The organism is Clostridium sp. 1001275B_160808_H3 (assembly GCF_015550425.1).
In the GTDB taxonomy this organism is placed as follows: domain Bacteria; phylum Bacillota; class Clostridia; order Clostridiales; family Clostridiaceae; genus Clostridium.
Genome location: NZ_JADNAT010000010.1, coordinates 1 through 22,017, shown reverse-complemented (window position 1 = coordinate 22,017; position 22,017 = coordinate 1). Strand labels below are relative to the sequence as shown.

Genomic DNA, 22,017 nt, shown 5'->3' with positions numbered 1-22,017 from the left:
TTAGTGAAGTTATTACTAATTAAGAATATATAAGAAAATTTGTCATAATAATATAATTGTGTTATAATTCCACTATATTTATAAAATTTTCGATTAATGTTGGGAGGAATAAAAATGTCAGGACATTCAAAATGGCATAATATACAAAACAAAAAAGGAAAAGCAGATGCTAAAAGAGGGAAAATCTTTACAAAGTTAGGTAAAGAAATTGTTATTGCAGTTAAAAATGGTGGTCCTGTACCCGACACTAATCCAAAATTAAGAGATGTAATAGCAAAAGCAAAGGCTGCAAATATGCCTAATGATACTATAACAAGATCAATAAAGAAAGCTTCAGGAGAACTTGCTGGAGTTAATTATGAAAAAATAGTTTATGAAGGATATGGTCCATCAGGAGTTGCTGTAATAGTTGAAACTTTAACAGATAACAAAAATAGATCAGCAGGAAATGTAAGAAGTGCTTTCACTAAAGGTGGTGGAAACATGGGAGCAACAGGATGTGTAGGTTTCATGTTCCAAGAAAAGGGTGAAATTGTTATTGAAAGAGAAGATAAAGATGAAGATGAAGTTATGATGCTTGCTTTAGATGCTGGTGCAGAAGATTTTGCAGCAGAAGATGAAGTTTTTATAATAACAACTTCACCAGAAGATTTTGGTACTGTTAGAGAAGCTTTAGAATCAAATGGATTAGAATTCTTAGAAGCGGCAGTTAAGATGGTTCCAGATACATATACTGAAATCAATGAGGATGATGCTAAGAAATTCCAAAAAATGTTAGACTTACTTGAAGATGATGATGATGTTCAAGAAGTTTACCACAATGCTGAATTCCCAGAAGGATGGGATGAATAATCCTGTTAAATGCAGTAATATTCAGTGTTAGCAGTGTTTTTACAATATGTTTTACAGAAGGTAAAAGTAATATGAAGTAGGTAAAAATCCTATTCATTATGATAAATGTTAACAAAAAGCATAGTTTTCACTATGATGTTCATTTATAAGCTACTTTTCAAAGCAGATTAACAGATAATTTGTTTTTGAAAGGTGGCTTTTTTATTTATGTTAGTAGATGATATTGTAAAAGAATTTATTTTTGAATTACAGGTGCAGAATTATACACCTAGAACAATAAAGGGGTATAAGAACAATATTTTAAAGTTTATGGAATACTGTAAACAAGAATTTGAAATTTTTGAATTAGAGGAAATAAACCATATCCATATTAAAAAGTATTTTCAGTATTTATTAAGTAAAGGAAGAAGTTCTGTTTATGTAAATAATATATTAAAGAATATAAGGGCATTTTTTAAGTATTGCTATAAGGAAGAATATATAAACAGAAATATAGCTTTAAAAGTAGAATGGCAAAGGGAAAAAAGAACAGTAATTAAAACTTTTAATGATGATGAAGTACAGGGGATGCTAGGGGTGTACACCTATAAGAATTATCTTGAAACAAGGAATAAATGTATAATGGCAGTTTTATTTGATACAGGAATTAGAAACCTTGAACTTTGTACATTAGGTATGTTAGATATAAAGGATACTGTTATTTATATTAAAGGTAAAGGAAGAAAGGAAAGGGTAGTTCCAATAAGTCCAATGCTTAAAAAGATAATGATAAGATATGAAAGAGCAAGAGAAGAATACATTAAAGATAGTATTATAAAGGATGATGCCTATTTCTTATCATATAGGGGTAAAAGAATGACAGGTGAAGCAGTTGAAAGAATAGTAAAGATTTGTGGCAAGGAAGCTAAAATAAGAAGTGAAATAAGATGTTCACCACATACTTGCAGACATTATTTTGCACAAGCACAATTAAGAAATGGATTAGATGTTTATTCATTAAGCAGATTATTAGGACATGAAAATATAAGTATAACAAAAAGATATTTACAGGGATTAGAAGATAGAAATATTGTTGAAATAAGTGTTAAAACAAGTCCATTAATGAATTTAAGAATTAAATAAAATAGTATTTAGGCAATGAATTAAGTTTCATTGTCTTTTTTATGTCACAAATTTATAGCATCAAGTAACTTATCTTTATGTAAAAGGTAGTCACAGTTATTTAAGGTCTTTGAACCTAAATCTATGTAGGGGGATGAAAGATATGAAGTTAGTTCATGTAATTGATATAGAAAATGAAATAATATTAGATGTTTATTTTGTTGATGAACAAACAGGTATAAGAATTGATTATAGTGTTGAGGAATTTTTAAAAAGTATTAAACAATAAGTATAGTGGAGGGTTTATAAATGGAAAAGGTGTTGTATTTAGAACAAGGTGAAAAATATAGTGATAGACAAGAAGGGTATTTTATGGTTCCTAATTGGTTATTTGATGAAGGTGAACATATTGAATTAGATGTTTATGAAAGAATGGCACTGATATATATTATTAGGTGTGTTAATAAAAAAGATAATAGTCAAGGTATGGGTGATATTTTCTTTTTATCAGCAGAGCAGTTAGCAAAGAGGGGGAATTTTTCATTAGGAAAAGCAAAGAAAGTATTAAAAAGATTACAGGAACATGGATATATCAAAAAAATAAGAACAGGAAATAACTTAATAAAACAAGCAAATTCTTATAAAGTTATGAACTTACAACCAACATATATACAAGGTTTGAAAATTTCATTAAGTGAAGCAGAAAAGAATTTATCAGAGGAAGAATTTAATGAATTATTAATTAAAGGAAAAGGGAGTATTTATTACTATGAAGATGAAGAAAAATATTCACATAGAAAATCATTGCCACTATTAGTAAATACTAATAATGGTGAAATTGGTTGTTTTGTTGATATTTAAATAAATTGAACAATGATATATAAGTATATTAAGAATGGTATAAATTATAATTACTAAGATTTAGTGTAATTTAAATAGTCACTACATGTACTCTATAAAGAACTATAATACAAAGAACATAAATAAAGAAATAATTAAGGAAGAAGTATTTGCATTAATTTCATTAATGGCAACAAAGTATATATTTTTTTATTAGTTTATAAGACATAATGAAACATAATATAAAACAAAATAATATGTGAATTGTGATATTATAAGATTTTAATAAGAGTATTGAAATATAGATGTTGCAATATAAAGATTTGTAGTGTAGTGATATATTAATGTGTTATAATATAACTGAGTTACATAATAATGGAGGGGGAAATATGGCACTTATAATACCAGAGGATGCTGTTAAGCAAGTTAAAAGTAAAAAGATGAGTAATGCAGATTGGAGTGTAAAATCTAATACATCCACTTACAATTTATCATCAATAAAAGAATTAATAGAAAAGGGAGAAAAAGGGGAAGCTGGAGGTATAAAATTAAAACCTTTCTATCAAAGGGATTATAAATTCAATGAAGAAGATGAAAGTTTATTAATGGAATCAATATTATTAGGAATTCCAATTCCAACAATATATACTGCTTCTAATTCTAGAAGTAATATACATTATTTTAATGTAATTGATGGACAACACAGACTGAGAGCTGTTTATAGATTCTTATGTGGTAAGTATAGACTTAAGGGATTAGAACATTTACAAGAATATAATAATATGAAGTTTGAAGATTTACCAACAGAAATAAAAAATGAGCTTAATTTTCAGAAGACATTAGTTATTGAGAATATACATGTACAAAATAATCCAGAGCTAGAATGGGAAATATTTAAAAGATATAATAGAGGTGGAAACCCATTAACTGGACAAGAAATGAGAGGAATAGTATTTGCATCAGAATTTGATTCATGGGTTCAAAAGTATTTAGAGGAAATTAGAAATGAATCTTTAGTAAAGAATGTAATGAATATTTCTAATAGTAGATTCCAAAATAAAACAATACATGAGGAGTTCTATGTGTTTTTAGGTTTATATGAATATGGAGTTAATGATGACTTTTATTCCTCATCTAATTATGCAGATAAATTTATGGAAGAAGTATCTATGTTAGATTATTCAACTTCTCAATCAGCAATTAACTTAGCTAAAACAACATTTGAAGATTTTTTAAATATGCTAGATTGTGTTTACTGTAAGAGGGGGATTCAATATCCATTATCCAAGGAAATATATAAAAATGTTGATAAAAAGAACTATAAGTGTCAAGTAAGTATTTTAATGATTTTAACAATAGTATATAAGTATATTCAGAGTAGTGGAATTGATTATAGAATAGATAAATATTCAAATATAATATTCAATGCTATAAAAACAGGATTTACTAAAGGGGATTTTGAAAAGACTAATGCATCAACAACCAGACCAACAATTATTAGAAGCACTTCAAATTTAATAGTTGAAATAATAAAAAAAGAAATAAGTCTTTAAATATTGCCTATATTATAATATAATAATTATGTTTTTACTTATGTTTTTAGTTAAGGTAACTGTTAATATGCTTTGAAATTAAAAGTAGGCATAAACCTAGTAAAATATAGATTATAACTTTAAAGAACTGTGATGTTCAAGAAGTGTACCACAATGCAGAATTCCCTGAAGGATGGGATGAATAAATTTAATAAAAACTCCGTATCAATTTTAAATTGATACGGAGTTTTTTTATTAAAATACTTATTTATTTAATTAAGGAAGAATTTGCAACATTTTTAGAAGATAAGTAAATTAGAGAGCGTTATTTTAGTGTAATGGAATTTTTATAACAATATCAGTAAGAATAACAAAATTGACAGTATATAACAGTGTATATATAATTAATCATAAAAATCTTGGCAAATTTTATAAGTAAATAGCTACTATTATTTGTTTAATAAATAAGAATTAAAGATTAATCAGGAAGTTATTTCTATTCTAGAATATTAGAATAAGGAAATAATAATAAAAAGACATCACAAAGGAGTGAGCTTTATATGAAATTAATGAAGAAAGTAAAGCCAGGAAGAATTATAGTTTTAGGATTTTTATTAGTTATTGTTATAGGCGCAATTTTATTAATGCTACCAATATCCATAAATGATGGCGGTGAAGTTTCTTTTGTAGATGCTTTGTTTACCTCTACAAGTGCAGTTTGTGTAACGGGATTGATAGCTATAGATACTGCTGATACATTTACTGTTTTTGGACGAACTGTAGTAGCTTTATTGATTCAAATAGGTGGATTAGGAGTTACATCTGTAGGTGTAGGATTTATTTTACTTATGGGAAAAAGGGTAGGTATTAAGGAAAGAACACTTATTAAGGAATCAATGAATTTAGATTCAATGAAGGGACTAGTAAGATTAGTTAAATCAATCCTATTAATGACGTTAACCTTTGAAACTATAGGGGTTATATTAAGTTATTTAGTTTTCTCAAGGGATTATAATCCATTAGATGCACTAGGGATAAGTATGTTCCATTCCATTGCAGCTTTTAACAACTCAGGGTTTGATATACTGGGAGGACTTCAAAATTTGATACCTTATCAAAATAATGTCTTATTAAATTTAACTACATGTGGACTAATTATTTTTGGAGGCTTAGGATTTTTGGTAACTAAAGAAATTTTAATGAAAAGATCTTTTAAAAAGTTTAGCTTACATACAAAAGTAGTAATTACTATGACAGCTATATTACTAGTAGTTGGAACGATATTATTAAAACTTACTGAGGATATCTCGTGGCTTGGAGCATTCTTTTTTAGTACTTCTGCAAGAACAGCAGGATTTAGTACTTACTCATTAAGTAGCTTTACAAATGCTGGATTATTTGTGTTAGTTATTTTAATGTTTATTGGTGCATCTCCAGGATCTACTGGTGGGGGGATAAAAACTACGACTATATTTACTTTATATAAAAGCATGTATAGTACATCTACTAATAAACATTGTATTGCATTTAAAAGAAAGATCCCTACTAGTGTAGTTTTTAAAGCTTTTAATATAACTATATTGGCATTATTTGTTGTTTGTATGGGAACATTTATATTAAGTATATTAGAGCCTAATTATACGTTTATGCAATTATTGTTTGAAGTAACTAGTGCTTTTGGTACAGTAGGATTATCAACAGGAATAACACCAAATCTTACTGATTTAAGTAAGATAATAATATCGATAATAATGTTTATTGGAAGACTTGGACCAATGACTATAGCTACAATTTGGTCTTTTAAAGAAGTATCAAATGCTTATTATTCAGAAGAAACAGTTATAATAGGATAGGAGAGAGGAAAAATGTTTAATCATAGACCAGAAATTGAGTTTGGAATAATTGGAATAGGTAGATTTGGTTTCGCCTTAGCAAAAACTTTAATAGAGGCAGGAAAGGAAGTTATAGTTCTAGATAATAACGAAAGTAAAATAAAGCAAATTAGATCTCTTACAGAAAATGCTTTTGTTGTTAATAATTTAGATAAGGAAACATTAGAAGAAACAGGTATTCAAAATTGTGAGACTGTATTTGTATGTATAGGTGAAAAGATAGACGTAAGTATTTTAACAACATTAAATGTAATAAACATGGGAGTAAAGAGAGTTATTTCAAAAGCAATAACATATGAGCAAGGATGTGTGCTAAAGAAAATTGGTGCCGAAATTGTATATCCTGAAAATGATATGGCAATTAGAATTGCAAATAGGTTATTAAATGAAGAGGCACTAGAATTTATTGAGCTAAATAATGATATTCATATAGAAGAATTAAGAGTTACATCCAAAATAGGTGGAAAATCAATATTAAAATCTAAAATAAGAAATGATTTTAATTTAAATATTATAGCTCTAGAAAGAGATGAAGAAACTATAATAGAAGTAGATCCTAATTATATTTTAAAAGAAAATGACTTAATTGTTGTTATAGGTAAAAAGAGCAATATAAGAAGATTAGAAGAGTATTTAAGCAATAAATAAAAATAGAAAATTACAAATAGAAGGTCTTATATAGGCCTTTTATTTTTTTATATCTTTAGTGAAAATATAAAATTTTACTTGATATAAATTAAAGATAATAAAAAAGGAAGATCACATTTGATATGATAACACATTTTATAATAAGAAGAATAATAATTTAAATTAAAAAAGAGTGATTTGCCATAATCACCCTCCACAATAAGTTTGTGTTATATCTATTTTCACTCCACTTGGAAGTTACTTAAGACTATTTTTATATTAGCAATTTATTACGAATAATTCAAGTTGTAATATTTACTATAAATTAAGTTATATGGGATATGAGTGCTTGATTTATAAAAACCATTTAATAAATACTTTTTAGATGAAAGATTTTTAATTTAATTAATGATTTATTAATAAACTAAAGTTTTAGTATATTAATTTATGAAAATAGTAAAATTGAAGGTATTTATTATGTGGTCTTTTTATACAAGTGGATGAAATAATAATTATATTTATATGCGATAAATTATTTAGATATTTTTATTAAAATGTTAAATCTTTATGCTACCTTATAGAGTATTAAAAATATGTTTATGATTAATACTAACTTTAGTAGTTTAAGTTGAAAATAAAAGGAATATATAAATTTTAATTTTTAGAATTACAGGAGGTTATAGTAGAAGAAATAGATTTATATAAAGCTAATTTTATTAATAAATAAAGGTGATATGGAGGATACTATGAAAAAAATAAGTTTATTTAGTATTATAACAATTATGATAATGAATATATTAAGTTTCAATGCAAGTGCTAATACAATTAATATAAATCCTGTTAGAGCAGGGGTACTATTATATAAAGCAGATGATTATTACATTTCTGAAGTGAAGAATTATTTATTAAAAATAGAAAATGAAAATAAAGAAAAAATAGATTTTATATTTTTTGATGCTAATGGAAATCAAGAATTACAAAATAAGCAAATAGACGAGCTCATAGATATGAAAGTAGATTTAATACTATTAAATATTGTAGATATAAATCAATCAGATCCTATAATAAATAAAATTAGAGAGAATAATATTCCTGTAATATTTTTTAATAGAGAACCTTCATCACTAAATGGAATTAAGTCTTATAGTAAATCTTTATATATAGGAACAGAAGCTTGTGATTCAGGTAAAATTCAAGGAGAAATGATAATTAATGAACTGAAAAGTAGCAATATAAAAGATAGAAATGGAAATGGAACACTAGACTATGTATTATTACAAGGAGAAAAAGATAATATTGAAGCACAATTAAGAAGCGAATGTGTTATTAAGACAATAAATGAAAACGGAATTAAGACTAATGAAATAGCAACTGAATATTGTAATTGGCAACAAGAATGTGCTAAAAATAAAATTGAATCACTATTTTCAAGGTATGGAGATAATATTGAAGTGATAATTTCAAATAATGATGAAATGGCAATAGGAGCTATTTTAGCACTTCAAGAAAAAGGATATAATACAGGGGATCCAAATAAGTTTATATCAGTAGTAGGTGTAGATGGAACAGAAAAAGCAAGAAGAATGATAGAAAATGGATTTATGACAGGCACAGTTATACAAGATGCTGAAGGAATGGCTAAAGCACTTTATAGAATAGGATTAAACTTAGCTGAAGGAAAAGCACCATTGCAAGATACAGAATATAAATTCGATGTAACAGGTGTAGGAGTTAGAATTCCATATAATGGGTATATAGTGAGAAATTCACCTAATTCATAAAATTGAGTGTTATTTTAAGGTAAAAATTTAAAGTGGCTGTCAATTAAAAAATTATTAGAATTGTAGTTTTAGAGAAAAATGAAAAAAACATAGAAGAAGTAGGTCAAATTACTTTAAAAGAAAATTATTTAAATATTGTTGTAGGAAAAACAATTTGAAAAAGATAGGAGAGCGGATAAGTGTAAATAAAAGGTCTATAAAAGACCTTTTATTTTCTCCTTTTGACTATTGAAAATATAGAGAAAATTAAGTTGAAATTTATTTTAAATATTTTTATGATTAACAATAATTATGAGTTTATAGGCTATAAAAATAATATTAAAATCATAAAAGAATAAAAAACATATTTGACTGTATTGCTAAGCAAAGGAGATGTGAAGAATAATATGAAAAAAATAAGTTTATTTAGTATTGTAGTAATTATAATTATAAATATATTTAGCTTAGATATAAGTGCTAATACAATTGATACAAAACCTATAAGAGTAGGAGTACTTTTATATAAAGAAAACATTTATTATATTTCTGAGGTAAAAAAAGAATTAGAAAAGCTTGAAAGTGAAAATAAAAGTAAAATTAATTTTATATTTTATGATGCCCAAGGAAATCAACAATTACAAAATAAGCAAATTAATGAACTTATAAATATGAAAGTAGATGTAATACTTCTAAATATTGTAGATGTGCATGAAGCAGATTCTGTAATAAATAAGATTAAGGGAAAGAATATTCCTGTAATATTCTTTAATAGAGAACCATTATCCTTAAATGGAATTAAATCCTATAATAAATCTTTGTATGTAGGCACACAATCTTGTGATGCAGGTAAGATTAAAAGTGAAATGATAATTAATGAGATAAAGAGAGGGAATATAAAGAACAAAAATAACAATGATAGTTTAGACTATATATTATTAGAAGGAGAAAGCGATAATGTAGAAGCACAATTAAGAAGTGAATGTGTCATAAGATCCTTAAATGAAAATGGAATTAAAACTAATGAAATAGCTTCAGAAGTATGCAACTGGGAAAAAGAATGTGCCAGAGAAAAGATTGAGTCATTATTTGATAAATATGGAGATAATATTGAAGTAATAATATCAAATAATGATGATATGGCAGTAGGAGCTGTTTTAGCACTTCAAGAAAAAGGATATAATCTAGGAGATCCAAATAAATTTATATCTGTAGTAGGTATAGGTGGAACAGAAGAAGTTAGGGAAATGATAAAAAAGGGATTTATGACAGGTACAGTTCTACAAGATGCTAAAGAAAAGGCAAAAGTTCTTTATAGAATAGCATTAAATTTAGCCGAAGGTAAAGAAGCATTACAAGATACAGATTATAAATTTGATGTAACGAGAGTAGGAGTTAGAATACCATATGATGGTTACATAATAAGAAATTCACCAAATTTGTGAAATTAATCTTTTATAAGTTAGTTTTTTATGTTATAATCGTTGGGTATTTTGGAAGAATGGGGGAGTATAATCATGAAACATATCAAGACAATCAATAAGACTAATATCAAAAACAGCTTAGTAAAACCAGGTTGTAAAGAATGTGCTAACTCATGTCAATCAGCTTGCAAAACTTCATGTACAGTTGCAAACTTAGAGTGTGAAAACTAATTAACAAGAAGCGGCAACAATTAAGTTGCTGCTTACTTTTTAGTTTTAGCAAAGCTTTTGGAGGGATGGAAAATGTCTTTAATACACAAATTTAAACAAGGTGATAATTATTTTGTATTAGATGTAAATACAGGAGCTGTTCATATAGTAGACGAGCTAGTATATGATTTAGTACATGATGATGGAATGAAGGATAAGGAAGAAACATTAAAGCTTTTATGCGATAAATATGATAGAGATACGATTATAGAAGCCTATGATGAAATAATGGAGCTTGTAAAAGATGGACTATTATATTCAGAAGATAAGTATGAGGATATAGCTCATGGCTCAATGGATGATAGGGATTATATAAAGGCAGTATGTCTAAATATAATTCATGGATGCAATTTAAGATGTAAATATTGCTTTGCAGATGAAGGCGAATATAATGGACATAAAGGGGTTATGTCTTTAGAAACAGCTAAAAAAGCAATAGATTATGTAGTAAAAAGAAGTGGTCCAAGAAGAAATATAGAAATAGATTTATTTGGTGGAGAACCAACTATGATTATGGATACTGTAAAAGAAATAATACAGTATGCTAGAGAAAACGAAAAAGAGTGGAAGAAAAATATAAGATTTACAATGACAACAAATGCTACTCTTTTAAACGATGATATGATGGATTTCATGGATAAAGAAATGGGAAATATCATACTTTCATTAGATGGTAGAAAATGTGTTAATGATAATGTAAGAATAAAAGTTGATGGAAGTGGTTCTTATGATGACATACTTCCAAATATCAAGAAAATGATTAAAAAGAGAACACCTGGTAAGATGTATTATGTTAGAGGAACATTTACAAGAGCCAATACTGATTTCTTTGAAGATGTAATGGCAATGGTAAATGAGGGATTTGATGAAGTTTCTATAGAACCAGTTGTACTAGAAAAGGGACATCCTCTTGCATTAAGAGAAGAAGATTTACCAGAAATAATGAAAAACTATGATAAGCTATATGAAGATATGGTAAGAAGAAAAAGAGAAAAAAATGGAGAATACAACTTCTATCATTTTAATGTTGATTTAAATGGTGGACCATGTGTTTATAAGAGAATTTCAGGTTGTGGAGCAGGATTTGAATATGTTGCAATAACTCCACAGGGTGATGTTTATCCATGCCATCAATTTGTAGGAAAAGAAGAATTTAAACTTGGAAGTATATATGATGATACATACAACAAAGACCTTGGCAAAGAATTTAAAAAAGCTCATATATACAATAAACCTAAGTGCAGAGATTGCTGGGCAAGATTCTATTGTAGTGGAGGATGTCAAGCAAATAACTTTAGCTTCAATGGAGATATGAAAATACCTTATGAAGTTGGTTGCAAAATGCAAAAGAAGAGAATTGAATGTGCAATTGCTTTGAAGGCAGAATAATTTAAATATAAAAAGTTGGTATTTGATTATGTTCAAGTACCAACTTTTTATATTACAATGTTAATAAGAAAATAATTTTTGGAGGATAGGATGGAATTTATATTAAAAAATAATATAAAGCTTATATATACAAAAACTACATCTAATTTAACATCAATGTCTATATCAATAGATGCAGGTGCTTGTAAAGAAAAAGACTTATTAGGGCTTGCTCATGCAACTGAGCATATGGTTTACAAGGGTACTAAAAAAAGAACTGAAGAGCAAATAAATAGAGATTTAAGTAAAATTTTCGGATTTCAAAATGCTATGACAAACTTTCCATATGTTATATATTATGGAACCATGCTAAATGAGGATTTTGAAAAGGGAGTAGAACTCTTCTCTGATATAATTATAAATCCTATATTTTCTAATGATGGCTTTGAAGAAGAAATGAATGTAATAATGGAAGAATTAAGAGAATGGGATGAAGAATTAGAACAATATTGCGAGGATAAATTATTTTTTAATAGCTTTGAAGAAAGACGAATAAAATATCCAATCATAGGTACAAATGAAGATTTAGAAAAAATAAAATTAGAAGATATAAAACAATTTTATAAAGAAAATTATTTACCATATAAGACTTCTATAGCAGTAGTTTCTTCTTTAGAATTTGAAGAAGTCAAAAATATAGTTGAAAGATATTTTGAAAATTGGAGTACTGAGTATAATGAAAATGATAAAGAAAAAATAATTTACGATAAGACTAACTTTGGATTTTATAAAGAAATTAAAGAGGGAATTAATACTTGTAAAGTCCAAATTATTTTTCCTATAGATAGTTTAAGCTATAATGAGATAAAAGCATTAAGAATATTTAACGAATACTTTGGAGAAGGAGTTAATTCATTATTATTCGATATATTAAGAACGAAAAATGGACTTGTATATGATATTTTAACCAAAATTTCTTATGAAAAGTATATAAAGCTATATAAAATAACTTACAGTACTTCAAAAGAGAATTTAAATAAATCAATGGAGTTAATTAATAGTTGCATAGACAAAATTGAAATATTTAAAGAAGATATAAGTGATGATGATATACTAGATTTTATAAAATCAATGAAACTAAAAAGATGGTTTAGAGAAGAGCAAAATATAATTTTAGCCAAAGAATTATCAACATATAGCACAATGTTTGGCGACTATAAAATATATTCAGAAGAATTTAATAATCTTGAAGTTATAGACAAAGAATATATTTCAGATGTGGCTAAAAAAGTATTGAATAATAAATCTATACAAATAGTGAGTAACTAAGTTAAATATAACTAAAAGGGAGATATTTATGAATAAAGCACCTCTATTAGAAGAATTATTAAAATATCATGAAGAAGAAAATTTGATTTTATCAATGCCAGGAAATAAAAGTGGTAAAGCATTTTTAAGAGATTCACTAGGACGAAAATTTAAGGAATCTTTAGGAGCATTAGATATAACTGAAGTCGATCCTTTAGATAATTTACATTGCCCAGAAGGAGTAATAAAAGAAGCGGAGGAGCTTTTAGCGAAAACTTACAATGTGAAAAAAGCATATTTTCTTGTAAATGGAAGTTCATCTGGAAATTTAGCTTCAATATTTTCAGCTTTTAACGAAGGTGATGAAGTATTAGTAGAAAGAAATTGCCATAAATCAATTTATAATGGTCTTATTTTAAGAAAACTTAAAGTAATTTATATAGATGCTGTAATAGATGAAGAAATAGGAATATTTTTGCCACCTAGCGAAAAAGAAATAAATGAAGCTTTAAATAAAGCAAGTAACCCAAAAGGAATAATAATTACAAGTCCTAATTATTTTGGAGTATCTTATGATATAGAAAATAAAATTAATGAGTTAAAAGAAAAAGGTATAAAAGTAATAATTGATAGTGCTCATGGAGCTCATTTTGGAATAAGCAAAGAATTGCCTAAATCTCTAGCTAAATTAGGAGATTATGTAGTTCTAAGTGCTCATAAAACATTGCCGAGTTTAACGCAAGGTGCATATTTATTAGTAAATGATAATGAAGAAAAAAATATTGATTTTTATATAAAAGCTTTTATGACTACATCCCCATCATATCTAATAATGGCTTCATTAGATTATGCTAGATATTATCTAGATAACTATGGAGAATATGATTACGGTAATTTAATAGAAAGAGCAGAAAAGTGGAAAGAAAAAATAAATTCATTAAATAAAGTTAAAATTATAGATGATAGAGATTTAGCAGATAACTATATAATAGATAGAAGTAGATATTTAATTATTTTAAATAAAGGATATAGTGGACATAAGCTATTAAATTATCTAAGAGATAATAAGATTCAAGCTGAAATGAGTTTTTCACAAGGAGTAGTTTTAATTTTATCTCCTTCAAATATAGAAGAGGACTTTGGAAAATTATACTTATCTATTGCGAATTTAGATATAAGTTTATTAAAGACTGATGAAAAAAATACAATCTTTCCACACATATCACCTGTTAAGGTATTAGAACCATATGAGATTTTTAGCTTAAATAGTGTGGATATAAATATAGAAGATTCTTTAGAAAGAATAGCTAAAGAGGCTATAATTCCATATCCTCCAGGTATTCCTTTAATTTGTGCAGGTGAGAAAATTACTAAAGAAGCTATTGATATAATTAAAGAGTATATTGATAATAGATTAAAAGTAATTGGGGTGCATTATAATACTATTAAGGTAATTGAAAAATAATACTTAATATATTAAAAACAGTAGGAATTAATATTTTCCTACTGCTTTTTAGATTATAATAAAATACACGTTAATAAAGAAATTATTCCTGCTAAACAAATTGAAATACTGCTACCTTCAATATTTCTAAAGTTAATAGTATTTTCAAGTGCATTTTTTATGTTAGAAGTTTTAAATATTGGTTTTAAAATAGATATGATACCAAATACTAAAAGGGATACCCCTAAGATTAAAATATAATTAATTAAAGGAAAACTAAAAGTCTTTTCGAGGTAAAAAGATAGTATGGATACAATAAATATCCAAGATAAAGTATTTAGAATGATCTTTTTCAAAATAAACCCTTCTTTACAAATTAATAGATAATTCATTATATTAATATTATATAGTTCTTAGGAATTAATTTACAATATATTTTTATATATAAATTGAAATACTATATATTTACGTGACTCTTAATAGGAATATTAAATATATTAAATGAAAATCAAAGAAAGTTAAAGATAAAGCAAGTGTTGTTATAAAAAATTGATTTTTATTTAAATTAATTATTAATATAGATATTTTAGTAACTAAAACAAGCTTTAGTAAATATTGACATAATAATGTCTTTTAAATAAAATATTTATGGTAAAGAGGAGGGATTGTTAATGGAGAAAAATAAAGGAAATATTTCAATACATACAGAAAATATTTTTCCAATTATAAAAAAATGGTTATATTCTGATAAAGATATTTTTATTAGAGAACTTATTAGTAATGGATGCGATGCCATAAGTAAATATAAAAGATTAGTTTCCTTAGGGGAGGCTAAGGGAACTGATAATGAAAAATATAGGGTTACAGTTTCATTAAATAAAGAAAATAAAACTTTAAAGTTTATTGATAATGGAATTGGAATGACTGAAGATGAAGTTAAAAAGTATATAAATCAAGTTGCATTTTCAGGTGCCGAGGATTTTATAGAAAAATATAAGAATAAAATGGAAGATGGAAAAGATATAATAGGGCACTTTGGACTAGGTTTCTACTCTGCTTTCATGGTTGCAAAAAGAGTTCAAATAGATACTTTATCTTATTTAGAAGGATCAGAAGCAGTAACTTGGATTTGCGACGGTGGTACAGAATATGAAATATCTCCATCTGAAAATAGAAAAGAAAGAGGAACAACAATAACTCTTTTTGTTGATGACGATAGTAATGAATTTTTAGAATTATATAAGGTTAGAGAAATAATAGAAAAGTATTGTTCTTTCTTACCTATAGAAATATATTTAGAGGAAGATGGAAAAGAAGTTAAAGAAGAGGATAGTAAGCCTTTAAACGACACAACTCCATTATGGATGAAATCTCCAAAGGATTGCACTGATGAAGAATATAAAGAATTTTATAAAAAGGTATTTTCAGACTTTAATGATCCACTATTTTGGATTCATTTAAACGTAGACTATCCATTTAATTTAAAAGGAATATTATATTTTCCTAAGTTAAAGCATGAACTTGAGGCTACTGAAGGACAAGTAAAACTATATAATAATCAAGTTTTTGTTGCCGATAATATTAAAGAAGTTATACCAGATTTCTTACTATTATTAAAGGGTACAATAGATTGTCCAGATTTACCTTTAAATGTTTCAAGAAGTTTCCTTCAAAAGGATAAAGATGTTATAAAGATATCTAAGCATATAGTTAAGAAGGTAGCAGATAAATTAGTTGGACTATATAAAAATGAAAGAGAAAGCTTTGATAACTTCTGGAAGGATATTCAAATATTTATTAAGTATGGTTGTCTAAGGGATGAAAGCTTCTATGATAAAATAAAGGATATTATTATTTTTAGAAGATTAAATGGTGGTTATATAACTTTAAAGGAATATTTAGAAAATAATAAAGATAAACATGAAAATAAAGTCTTTTATGTAACAGATGAAAAACAACAATCACAATATATCAAAATGTTTAAGGAAGCAGATTTAGATGCTGTAGTTTTAGATTGCTCAATAGATAATCATTTTATTAGCTTTTTAGAGTCAAAAGAAAATGGAGTTACATTTACTAGAATAGACTCTGATATTTCTGAAATACTTAAAAATAATGAAAGTGAAGATTCAAAAGAATTAAATACCAAGATAGAAGAATTATTTAAAGAAGCAACTTCTAATAAAGTAAATAATATTAAGGTTGAAAGCTTAAAAAATTCAGCAACTCCTGCTATGATATTAGTTTCAGAGCAATCAAGAAGAATGGCAGAGATGAGCAAAATGTTTGGTGGAATGGAAATGCCAAATATGTTTATGGAAGAAAAAACTTTAGTTATAAACAATAATAACTCAATAATTAAAAAGTTGGTAGATACAGATTCTGAAAGTAAAAAGGATGACATTAATTTAATATGTCAATATATTTTAGATTTAGCTTTAATAGCTAATAAAGAATTAAATGCTGAAGAAATGAATGACTTCATTAATAGAAGTAATGAGTTATTAAATAAAGTAATAGAGTTATAGTAGTACGCAAAAATAAAGATTAATAATAAAAAAATAGAACTATTTAATATTAATAGTTCTATTTTTTATTAATTGAATATTGTATCGGTACAATGGACAAAATGCAAATCTTGGATTATTATAAAATAAATAACTTAATTAAAAAGCAGGTGCACTTATGAATGAGGTTAAAAAAGTAGCTACAATAAATGATTTATCTGGAATAGGAAGATGTTCATTAACCGCAGCACTTCCCATATTATCAGCTTTAGGAGTACAATGTTGTCCATTTCCTACAGCTATACTTTCTTCTCAAACAGAATTTGATAAATTTTCATTTTTAGATATAACTAACGAAATGAATACTTACAAAAAAATTTGGAAAGAACTTAATATAAAATTTGATTGTATATATAGTGGTTTTTTAGGTTCTGAAAAGCAAATTGACATAGTTTTAGATTTTGTATTAGATAATAAAGATTCTTTAGTTGTTATAGATCCGGTTATGGGGGATAATGGGATACTTTATGATACTTTTACAGAAAATATGTGCAATAAAATGAAAGAACTTATTTCTATTGCAAGTATAGTAACCCCAAATTTAACAGAAGCTTGTATATTAACAGGGGAAGAATATAAAAAGCACGATATAAGTGATGAAAAAGTTATGAGAATTGCTAAAAAACTGGCACAATTAGGACCTACAAAGATCATTATTACTGGAATAATAAGAAAAAGTGAAATTTATAACTTTGCTTACGATAAAGAAAAAGATGAATTTTTTATAGTAAAATCAGTTTTTAATAATGAATCATATAGCGGGACAGGAGATATTTTTACTTCAATTATTATAGGATTATTATTAAATAATCATGATTTAAATTTTGCAATTAAAAATGCAACTAATTTTATTTATGAAGCAATTAAATATACATCTAAATTTAAAACTAATCCAAAAGAAGGAATAATGTTTGAAGTATTTTTGAAGGAGCTGATTTTGATAAATGAAAACAAGTATTAAAACGAGAAATCTAGTTTTAGCAGCATTATTTGCAGCATTTATATGTGTTACAATTGTATTTGTTCATATTCCTACAGGATTTAATGGCGGATATATACATTTAGGAGACACATTTATATATCTTGCAGCAGTACTTTTACCTACTCCATATGCAATGCTTGCAGCAGGTATAGGAGCTGGACTTTCAGATGCATTAACTGGTGGAATGATATGGGTATTGCCTACAATAATAATTAAACCAATTATGGTATTATTTTTTACTTCTAAAGAAGATAATATAATATGTAAGAAAAATATATTAGCCGTATTTATAGCAGGTATAGTAGGCTGGTTTGGATATTATTTAGCTGGAGCTGTTATATCTGGTAACTTTATAGCTCCACTTGCAACTTTCTTTATAGATATAATACAACCTATAGGAAGTGGTATAATATTTTTAATAGCTGGCTATTCTTTAGATAGGGTGAAAATTAGGCAAAGATTATCTATAGAAGTGAAATAACTTTAGAATATAGAGTGAGGTAGAAGTATGAAGGTTATGACCTTTAACTTAAGAACAGATTTCTTATTAGATATAAATAATAGATGGAATAAAAGAAAAGAAATTGTTTATGATATCATAAATAATAATGATTGCGATATAATAGGAGTTCAGGAGCTAAATAATAAAATGTTTAAGGATATTTCAAAAGAAGTTTCAGGATATAATATCATTGGTAGTCCTAGAAGTCTTAAATATTTTATAGAGAGAAATGATATTTTAGTTTCTAAGAAACATAAAGTATTAGAACATAATACATTTTGGCTTTCAGAAGATCCTGAAAAAATAGGAAGTGCTATTTGGTATTCTGTTTATCCAAGAATATGTACAACTGCCTTAATAAAATTAAATGATGGAAATATAGTTAGAGTATATAATACTCATTTAGATTTTTTGCTATCGAAGGCTAGAGAATATGGACTTAAAAAAATAGGTGAGTATATGGATAAGCAGCATGAAAAAGACAATTATCCAGCTATATTGATGGGAGATTTTAATGCAAGTCCTACAAGCAAAGCTATAAAAAATTTATCAGAAGGTAAATATAGTAGTAAAAAATTTATTGCAGTACAAGATCATAAAAAAGAAATTTATAATATGTCAACTATGAGTAAGTTTAAAGGAAATAAAAAAGGTCTTCATATAGATTATATATTTGTAACAGAAGAGTTTAAAGTTTTAGATACTGAAATATTGGATTATAATAAGAGTGGAAAATATCCTTCAGATCATTATCCTATGATTGCAAAACTTGATATAAATAAAAATGCTAATACTTTAAAATAGAGTATTAGCATTTTTATTTTAATTAAGCATTATCAATTATTTTAAAGAATAAATCTTCTATAGTGCCTAGTTCGTTATATTTTTCCTTTAGATATTCTTTGTTACCAGAGTCTACTATTTTGCTTTCCTTCATTAAAATCATTGTGTCACTGATTTCTTCCATTGAGGCTAGGATATGAGTACTAACTAGTATAGTTTTTCCAAGAGACTTTATTTTTGATAATATTTCTCTAAATTCCTTTATTCCATTTGGGTCTAAGCCTACAAAAGGTTCATCAATTAAAATTATATTTGGATCATGAAGTAGGGCCATTATAATAGAGACCTTTTGCTTCATACCTTTAGATAAGTCCTTAGCAAGGGAATCTTTTTTATTGGTTAAGTTGAAAGCATTCATTAACTCCTCAGCTTTACTTGTCCAATCTTTAACTTTATAAGCTAAGGCTATGAATTTAAAGTGTTCCCAAACTGTTAATAAATTATATAAATCAGGGGTCTCAGGTATGTAGGATAAATTTTCTCTTATAGTTCTATCCTTTGTAGATTTTCCATCTATTAAAATATCACCTGAATCTTTTCTTAATAAAGAAAGTATGCATTTTAATGTGGTAGTTTTACCAGCACCGTTAGGTCCACATAATATAGATATTTCACCAGTATTTAATTTGAATGATATATTATCAATTGCCTTATTTTTTTTAAATGATTTAGATAAATTTTTTACTTCTAACATAATTTCCTCCAATTAATATTCTATAAAATCAAATATTTTATTACATAATAACATTAGTAAACTTATATAAATTCCAACAATTACAGTGAGTACTGCAAAAGATATATAAGAGTTTTTAGTTATAGCATAAGTAACTACAGTTGCAACAAATGGAATCATAATAATTATCATTAATACAAAAGTTGCAAGCATTCCTGGGCCAGATTCATTATCTTTTGGCATAAGGAGTATTATAATTAAGTTAAGTAACTTTACTACTAGTGATAATGCTAGAGTCATTAAGTAGCATCCAATCCCGAGTATTAAGAATTTGTAATCTAAAATAATTGAAGGAATAAGCATTATACTAATTCTAATGAGTAATATTAATAGCTCATCCAAAACAGTTGAAAGAATTTTGTTTATTGGTTTTCCTGGGATAAGATAAATATATACATTTTTTAGTTCTCTAGATAATTCAGAAAAATTAGATAAAATAAGAACTATATAAACTGTACCAATTGAAATCACTAGTAATGAAATTAATTGATGTCCTTTTAAAGTAACATATCCACCTATGAGTCCAATGATAATATTAACTAAGAATAATAAATATTTTTTTATAGGAGTTTGTTTTCTCTTTCTAATAACTGAAGCTTTCCAGTATAAAGAAAGAACTCCCCATCTTTCCTTAGCACTACTATTTAAATTAACTTTTTTCATTTCCTTTTCCATTTGTGAATGAACATCTCTCTTATTATTTTTCAATTGTTTTAATTTTTCATTTTGTGTAGATACCTTTTCAGCTATTTCTTCATAATATTCAATATTAAGAGTTATAAATAAGAAACAATTAATAATAACTAATGACAATAAATATAATATATCAAATATTGGAGGGGTAATTGTTTCTGTTAAAAGTAAAGATATAAATCTTACTATAGATGAAATTATAGGTAATTTGACAATAAAGCTATTAAAAATAGACAAGGATAATTCAGTAAAGTTAAAATTTAAACTCCAAAACTTATATAAATAAAATAAAAATATTAGAGATGCTATACCTTGTAATAAGTAAGAAATAAGCTTTAAGATTTTTACTATGCCTGTCTTAATTTTTATTGCAAAAAATAAATAAGATAAAGAAATAAAAAATAAGAATATAAAGAAAAAGCCTAAAGCTATTGGAAATAGCCCTATTAATGATATATCAGTAGATGCTAGGATCATTAGTATAATAAAAATAAAGGTTAAAAAGAAGCTTGCAACACCTTTTATTGCACTACGAACCATTGAATAAAATAATATTAATCGATTATTTATAGGCGAAGGAAATAAATAGCTAATATCTGAAATTGAGAAATTACTTGGAGCATAATCATTTAAATAGTTTGCTAATACAAATAGTATAAAAACTAATGATATTATAGCTATAATTCCTAAAGTAGCTTGTTGCATTTCTGGTGATACAGAAGCTTTAGCTTCATTTTTAAATATTGCAACTATAAATGATGAAAAGCAAAGTCCAAAGAATATGATTATGGAAAATAATTTCTTTAAGAATAGAATGGGATTATGAAAAATTTGAAAAAAGAAATTTTTGATTTTTAAAAGGTCTAAATATACTAAAACTTTTAAATCGTTCATTTGAAACACCTCCACAAGTTATTTGTTAAATTATAGCAAAAAAATATAATTTAGACAATAAATGCGTATATTATTTATATAAATTAAAAAAACAGGATATAATAACAAAAATAAGATATATGAAGGAAGTAAATTATCGAATTTTTATTAGACAATGAGTGGAATATTCTAATTTTATATTTAGAATATTATAAATTATATTTACATTAAATATTTATTAAAAAGTTCAAAAATAATACACTAATATGCGAATAAAAAAAATATTGACTAAAATAATATTCGCATTATATACTCTTGATATGATGTTTAACGATAGTGTAAAGTTTCGTATGAAAAAAATAGATAAATCAACATAAAGGTAATTATTTGAATAAATTGATTTATGTTG

At 25.9% G+C, this 22,017-nt stretch carries 19 protein-coding genes; 17 read left to right on the top strand and 2 right to left on the bottom strand.

The features are described from left to right. Positions 1 to 114: 114 nt before the first annotated feature. From I2A75_RS08940 to I2A75_RS08865, 17 genes are all read left to right on the top strand, one after another. Positions 115 to 852: a YebC/PmpR family DNA-binding transcriptional regulator gene (locus tag I2A75_RS08940; RefSeq protein ID WP_195264131.1), complete on the top strand. Its 738-nt coding sequence runs from the start codon at positions 115 to 117 to the stop codon at positions 850 to 852. 207 nt (positions 853 to 1,059) lie between these two features. Then, positions 1,060 to 1,974, top strand: coding sequence for a tyrosine-type recombinase/integrase (locus tag I2A75_RS08935; protein ID WP_005213984.1), 915 nt, complete (start codon positions 1,060 to 1,062; stop codon positions 1,972 to 1,974). 142 nt (positions 1,975 to 2,116) lie between these two features. Continuing rightward, positions 2,117 to 2,242, top strand: coding sequence for a hypothetical protein (locus I2A75_RS18100; RefSeq protein WP_267955918.1), 126 nt, complete (start codon positions 2,117 to 2,119; stop codon positions 2,240 to 2,242). Positions 2,243 to 2,262: 20 nt separating this feature from the next. Continuing rightward, positions 2,263 to 2,814 (top strand): hypothetical protein, encoded by a 552-nt coding sequence (locus I2A75_RS08930; RefSeq protein WP_195264130.1) that lies wholly within the window; start codon positions 2,263 to 2,265, stop codon positions 2,812 to 2,814. Positions 2,815 to 3,182: 368 nt separating this feature from the next. Beyond that, positions 3,183 to 4,346 (top strand): DUF262 domain-containing protein, encoded by a 1,164-nt coding sequence (locus I2A75_RS08925; protein WP_005213990.1) that lies wholly within the window; start codon positions 3,183 to 3,185, stop codon positions 4,344 to 4,346. Positions 4,347 to 4,885: 539 nt separating this feature from the next. Continuing rightward, positions 4,886 to 6,178, top strand: coding sequence for a potassium transporter TrkG (locus I2A75_RS08920; protein ID WP_195264129.1), 1,293 nt, complete (start codon positions 4,886 to 4,888; stop codon positions 6,176 to 6,178). A gap of 12 nt (positions 6,179 to 6,190) precedes the next feature. Next, positions 6,191 to 6,865: a TrkA family potassium uptake protein gene (locus I2A75_RS08915; RefSeq protein WP_195264128.1), complete on the top strand. Its 675-nt coding sequence runs from the start codon at positions 6,191 to 6,193 to the stop codon at positions 6,863 to 6,865. Between the two features lie 725 nt (positions 6,866 to 7,590). Next, on the top strand, positions 7,591 to 8,625 hold the full coding sequence (locus I2A75_RS08910) for a galactose ABC transporter substrate-binding protein (RefSeq protein WP_195264127.1): 1,035 nt from the start codon (positions 7,591 to 7,593) through the stop codon (positions 8,623 to 8,625). 386 nt (positions 8,626 to 9,011) lie between these two features. Continuing rightward, a complete protein-coding gene (locus tag I2A75_RS08905; RefSeq protein WP_195264126.1) occupies positions 9,012 to 10,046 on the top strand; it encodes a galactose ABC transporter substrate-binding protein in 1,035 nt (344 codons plus the stop codon). Positions 10,047 to 10,118: 72 nt separating this feature from the next. Continuing rightward, positions 10,119 to 10,256, top strand: coding sequence for a six-cysteine ranthipeptide SCIFF (gene scfA, locus I2A75_RS08900; RefSeq protein ID WP_016208429.1), 138 nt, complete (start codon positions 10,119 to 10,121; stop codon positions 10,254 to 10,256). A 72-nt stretch (positions 10,257 to 10,328) separates the two neighbouring features. Continuing rightward, complete coding sequence (gene scfB / locus I2A75_RS08895; protein ID WP_195264125.1) at positions 10,329 to 11,684, top strand: thioether cross-link-forming SCIFF peptide maturase; 1,356 nt, start codon at positions 10,329 to 10,331, stop codon at positions 11,682 to 11,684. A 90-nt stretch (positions 11,685 to 11,774) separates the two neighbouring features. Further along, complete coding sequence (locus tag I2A75_RS08890) at positions 11,775 to 12,992, top strand: pitrilysin family protein (protein WP_195264124.1); 1,218 nt, start codon at positions 11,775 to 11,777, stop codon at positions 12,990 to 12,992. Between the two features lie 28 nt (positions 12,993 to 13,020). Next, a complete protein-coding gene (locus I2A75_RS08885) occupies positions 13,021 to 14,436 on the top strand; it encodes an aminotransferase class I/II-fold pyridoxal phosphate-dependent enzyme (protein WP_195264123.1) in 1,416 nt (471 codons plus the stop codon). A gap of 650 nt (positions 14,437 to 15,086) precedes the next feature. Then, a complete protein-coding gene (htpG, locus tag I2A75_RS08880) occupies positions 15,087 to 16,943 on the top strand; it encodes a molecular chaperone HtpG (protein ID WP_195264122.1) in 1,857 nt (618 codons plus the stop codon). Between the two features lie 157 nt (positions 16,944 to 17,100). Further along, the gene (locus tag I2A75_RS08875) at positions 17,101 to 17,943 is read left to right on the top strand and encodes a pyridoxamine kinase (protein ID WP_195264121.1); all 843 of its coding nucleotides are present in this window, start codon (positions 17,101 to 17,103) and stop codon (positions 17,941 to 17,943) included. Then, positions 17,927 to 18,445 (top strand): TIGR04002 family protein, encoded by a 519-nt coding sequence (locus I2A75_RS08870; protein ID WP_195264120.1) that lies wholly within the window; start codon positions 17,927 to 17,929, stop codon positions 18,443 to 18,445. Before I2A75_RS08875 ends, I2A75_RS08870 begins: the two co-directional genes overlap by 17 nt. A gap of 27 nt (positions 18,446 to 18,472) precedes the next feature. After that, positions 18,473 to 19,270, top strand: a complete 798-nt coding sequence (locus I2A75_RS08865; RefSeq protein ID WP_195264119.1) for an endonuclease/exonuclease/phosphatase family protein — start codon at positions 18,473 to 18,475, stop codon at positions 19,268 to 19,270. A 22-nt stretch (positions 19,271 to 19,292) separates the two neighbouring features. Here I2A75_RS08865 and I2A75_RS08860 read toward each other — a convergent pair whose 3' ends face one another. Then, positions 19,293 to 20,003, bottom strand: a complete 711-nt coding sequence (locus I2A75_RS08860; RefSeq protein ID WP_195264118.1) for an ABC transporter ATP-binding protein — start codon at positions 20,001 to 20,003, stop codon at positions 19,293 to 19,295. Positions 20,004 to 20,015: 12 nt separating this feature from the next. Beyond that, a complete protein-coding gene (locus tag I2A75_RS08855; protein WP_195264117.1) occupies positions 20,016 to 21,629 on the bottom strand; it encodes a putative ABC exporter domain-containing protein in 1,614 nt (537 codons plus the stop codon). Positions 21,630 to 22,017 lie beyond the last annotated feature (388 nt).

Excerpts from the sequence above, each read along its gene's own strand:
- I2A75_RS08940 (WP_195264131.1), top strand. The coding sequence starts at position 115 with ATGTCAGGACATTCAAAATGGCATAATATACAAAACAAAAAAGGAAAA.
- I2A75_RS08935 (WP_005213984.1), top strand. The coding sequence starts at position 1,060 with ATGTTAGTAGATGATATTGTAAAAGAATTTATTTTTGAATTACAGGTG.
- I2A75_RS18100 (WP_267955918.1), top strand. The coding sequence starts at position 2,117 with ATGAAGTTAGTTCATGTAATTGATATAGAAAATGAAATAATATTAGAT.
- I2A75_RS08930 (WP_195264130.1), top strand. The coding sequence starts at position 2,263 with ATGGAAAAGGTGTTGTATTTAGAACAAGGTGAAAAATATAGTGATAGA.
- I2A75_RS08925 (WP_005213990.1), top strand. The coding sequence starts at position 3,183 with ATGGCACTTATAATACCAGAGGATGCTGTTAAGCAAGTTAAAAGTAAA.
- I2A75_RS08920 (WP_195264129.1), top strand. The coding sequence starts at position 4,886 with ATGAAATTAATGAAGAAAGTAAAGCCAGGAAGAATTATAGTTTTAGGA.
- I2A75_RS08915 (WP_195264128.1), top strand. The coding sequence starts at position 6,191 with ATGTTTAATCATAGACCAGAAATTGAGTTTGGAATAATTGGAATAGGT.
- I2A75_RS08910 (WP_195264127.1), top strand. The coding sequence starts at position 7,591 with ATGAAAAAAATAAGTTTATTTAGTATTATAACAATTATGATAATGAAT.
- I2A75_RS08905 (WP_195264126.1), top strand. The coding sequence starts at position 9,012 with ATGAAAAAAATAAGTTTATTTAGTATTGTAGTAATTATAATTATAAAT.
- scfA (WP_016208429.1), top strand. The coding sequence starts at position 10,119 with ATGAAACATATCAAGACAATCAATAAGACTAATATCAAAAACAGCTTA.
- scfB (WP_195264125.1), top strand. The coding sequence starts at position 10,329 with ATGTCTTTAATACACAAATTTAAACAAGGTGATAATTATTTTGTATTA.
- I2A75_RS08890 (WP_195264124.1), top strand. The coding sequence starts at position 11,775 with ATGGAATTTATATTAAAAAATAATATAAAGCTTATATATACAAAAACT.
- I2A75_RS08885 (WP_195264123.1), top strand. The coding sequence starts at position 13,021 with ATGAATAAAGCACCTCTATTAGAAGAATTATTAAAATATCATGAAGAA.
- htpG (WP_195264122.1), top strand. The coding sequence starts at position 15,087 with ATGGAGAAAAATAAAGGAAATATTTCAATACATACAGAAAATATTTTT.
- I2A75_RS08875 (WP_195264121.1), top strand. The coding sequence starts at position 17,101 with ATGAATGAGGTTAAAAAAGTAGCTACAATAAATGATTTATCTGGAATA.
- I2A75_RS08870 (WP_195264120.1), top strand. The coding sequence starts at position 17,927 with ATGAAAACAAGTATTAAAACGAGAAATCTAGTTTTAGCAGCATTATTT.
- I2A75_RS08865 (WP_195264119.1), top strand. The coding sequence starts at position 18,473 with ATGAAGGTTATGACCTTTAACTTAAGAACAGATTTCTTATTAGATATA.
- I2A75_RS08860 (WP_195264118.1), bottom strand. The coding sequence starts at position 20,003 with ATGTTAGAAGTAAAAAATTTATCTAAATCATTTAAAAAAAATAAGGCA.
- I2A75_RS08855 (WP_195264117.1), bottom strand. The coding sequence starts at position 21,629 with ATGAACGATTTAAAAGTTTTAGTATATTTAGACCTTTTAAAAATCAAA.